The sequence below is a fragment of the Aquabacterium sp. genome (genome assembly GCF_004297345.1).
Classification (GTDB): domain Bacteria; phylum Pseudomonadota; class Gammaproteobacteria; order Burkholderiales; family Burkholderiaceae_C; genus Aquabacterium.
This window is the reverse complement of record NZ_SCTN01000042.1, coordinates 1-1969: the sequence shown is the minus strand read 5'-3', so window position 1 is coordinate 1969 and position 1969 is coordinate 1. Positions and strand designations below refer to the sequence as shown.

Annotated in this window: 2 protein-coding genes and 2 pseudogenes; all 4 read left to right on the top strand. The window is 60.5% G+C overall.

What is annotated here, in order from left to right; genetic code table 11:
* A pseudogene (locus EPO09_RS01240) lies at positions 1–314 on the top strand (nitrate reductase molybdenum cofactor assembly chaperone); the annotation flags it as partial.
* Positions 311–1006 (top strand): respiratory nitrate reductase subunit gamma, encoded by a 696-nt coding sequence (gene narI / locus EPO09_RS01235; protein ID WP_290639374.1) that lies wholly within the window; start codon positions 311–313, stop codon positions 1004–1006. The pseudogene EPO09_RS01240 and the gene narI, both read left to right, overlap by 4 nt.
* A gap of 20 nt (positions 1007–1026) precedes the next feature.
* Positions 1027–1815 (top strand): peptidylprolyl isomerase, encoded by a 789-nt coding sequence (locus tag EPO09_RS01230; RefSeq protein ID WP_290639372.1) that lies wholly within the window; start codon positions 1027–1029, stop codon positions 1813–1815.
* 6 nt (positions 1816–1821) lie between these two features.
* Positions 1822–1969 (top strand): annotated as a pseudogene (locus EPO09_RS01225) (carbonic anhydrase); the annotation flags it as partial.

The window sequence follows — 1969 nt, the reverse complement described above, 5'->3', positions numbered from 1 at the left end:
TCGCCTCCACCTTGCCTGCCCAGCAGATGCAGGGCTTCATGGCCGAGATTGCGCACATCCTCAACGCCATCCATGCAGCCTTGATCAAGCGCCGCAGCCTGTACGCCCATGTGCTTGCTGCCGTGCTGGAGATCGGGCAGCAGGAGATCGCGACACCGGACGTACCGGAAGACGAGGACCTGGACGCAGCCTGGGCCGAGCCAGAAGCCTTTGCCGGTTGCACCAGCAAGGGGCAGCAAAGCCCTAATCAGCCTCAGCCCATTCAGATCGTGCGGCGTACCGCATCGACACCCCAACGAGGAGCAGCAGCATGAGCCTCTCTCATCAATTCGTATTCGGCATCTATCCCTACATCTGTGGCGCCATCTTCCTGTTGGGCAGCCTGATCCGATTCGATCGTGACCAGTACACCTGGCGCAGCGAATCCAGTCAGATGCTGTCCACAGGCAGCCTGCGTGTGGGTTCCAACCTGTTTCACCTGGGCATCATCGGTCTGTTCTTCGGGCACTTCTTCGGCATGTTGACGCCGCCCGAGATCATCCACGCCTTGGGTGTGACCAGCTCGCAGAAGCAGTTGCTGGCCGTGATGGCCGGTGGCACGCTGGGCAGCCTGGGCCTGATCGGTCTCATCATCCTGATCCATCGCCGCCTGACCAACACCCGCATTCGCGCCACCTCTCGTGGCCGTGACTTTCTGGTGCTGTTCTGGATCCTCGTGACCTTGTCTCTGGGCTTGTCCACCATCCCGCTGTCGCTGCATCACAGCGATGGTGGTGAGATGCTCAAGCTGATGGCCTGGGCTCAACACCTGGTCACCTTCCAGGGCGATGCCCCCAGCTTCATCGCAGATGCGTCGATGGTCTTCAAGGTGCACATGTTCATGGGTATGTCGTTGTTCGCGATCTTCCCCTTCACCCGCCTGGTGCATGTGTGGAGTGGTTTTGCCGCTGCTGGTTATGTGCTGCGCCCCTGGCAAGTGGTGCGTAGCCGTCGCATCGGTCTGTGATTCGCACGAGGGGAACAGCCATGCTGCCGGAAAACCTTGAACTTCCCGCTGTCTTGAAGGTTGGCCAGGTGATCCTGGCCGACGAAGAGGTGGGCTTGTCCGATGCAGAGAAGCGTCAGCGTGCCAGCCTGGAGTTGCTGCGTCAGGCAGCCATCGAGGCAGGCCTGTTGGCCGCCAACGACGTGCCCCCGCAAGGTGGCGTGTTCACCGAAGAGGCGATCGAGGCGATCGACCGTTATCTGCTTGAGCATGTGACCGTGCCCGAGCCGGACGAGGAAGCCTGCCGGCGTTACCACGCGGCGCATGCGGCCAAGTACGCCATCGGCGAGACCTTGCAAGCGCGCCACATCCTGTTTGCCGTGACGCCAGGCGTGGATGTGCAGGCCTTGCGCTCGCGTGCCGAGCAGGCGCTGCTGGACGTGCGTGCTGATCCGAATCGCTTCAGCGAGTTCGCTCGTGAGCTGTCGAACTGTCCATCAAGCGAGAAGGGCGGCGATCTGGGTTGGCTGACAGCCCAGGATTGCGCGCCTGAATTTGCCAAGGAACTGTTCGCCCAGGACGAGGCTCAGGCCAATGTGGGTGTGTTGCCTCGCCTGGTGCACAGTCGCTTCGGTTTGCATGTGGTGGAAGTGCTGGCGCGCCAGCCCGGTCAGGCGCAACCTTATGAAGTTGTGCGTCAGGCTGTGGCGCAGGCTCTGCATCAGCAAGCCTGGATCACGGCTTTGCGGCAGACCATGAGTGTGCTGGCATCTCGTTGGGATGTGCAGGGTATTGATCTGGATTCGGCGGACTCACCTTTGCTACAGTGATCATCCATGGATGACCATTTACTGGAGCGCCTGCGGCGCTTTCACAAAGACTACTTTCCTGATTACAAGGACAAGTTCCAGAGTCTGGTAGAGCAGGGTCAGCATCCCACGATTCTCTTTGTGGGATGCTCTGATTCCAGGCTCGTGCCCTACA

Coding starts and splice junctions, on each gene's coding strand:
- narI (WP_290639374.1), top strand. CDS start 311: ATGAGCCTCTCTCATCAATTCGTATTCGGCATCTATCCCTACATCTGT.
- EPO09_RS01230 (WP_290639372.1), top strand. CDS start 1,027: ATGCTGCCGGAAAACCTTGAACTTCCCGCTGTCTTGAAGGTTGGCCAG.